This is a genomic window from Thiomicrorhabdus heinhorstiae, from assembly GCF_013391765.2.
Taxonomy (GTDB): domain Bacteria; phylum Pseudomonadota; class Gammaproteobacteria; order Thiomicrospirales; family Thiomicrospiraceae; genus Thiomicrorhabdus; species Thiomicrorhabdus heinhorstiae.
Map to the genome: position 1 here is coordinate 1 of NZ_JACBGI020000084.1, position 405 is coordinate 405.

At 35.1% G+C, this 405-nt stretch carries 1 pseudogene; it reads right to left on the reverse strand.

Going from position 1 to position 405, the window contains the following annotated elements:
* Positions 1-249, reverse strand: a pseudogene (locus tag H8792_RS12470) (transposase); the annotation flags it as partial.
* Between the last annotated feature and the right edge of the window lie 156 nt (positions 250-405).

The following is a 405-nucleotide window of genomic DNA, read 5'->3' on the forward strand; positions in this document are numbered from 1 at the left end:
GTTAAGTGATTCAATGGTATTGGTGGTATAAATCACTTTTCGAATCGCTTCTGGATACAGGAATAAAGTGGCAACATTATCCCATTTTCTTCTCCAAGACTTACTGATACTTGGAAACTTAGCCTTCCATTTTTGTTCAAACTTATCTAATTCAAGTAGGGCTTCCTCCTCGGTAACGGATTGATAAATTTGTTTTAAATCGGCAGCAACTTCTTTCCGTTCTTTATAGCCGACATACTTAAGTGTTGAAAGATTTAAATCATTATCAGAATGAACTCCTTAAAACGCTTCCATCATCAACTGCGAATTTAGTGAATCAATTAAAAATCTCAATACATCATCATAACCAACTGGTTCTTGGCTTAATTGATCCATCACCCAATACTTAAGGGCTTCATCATTTGT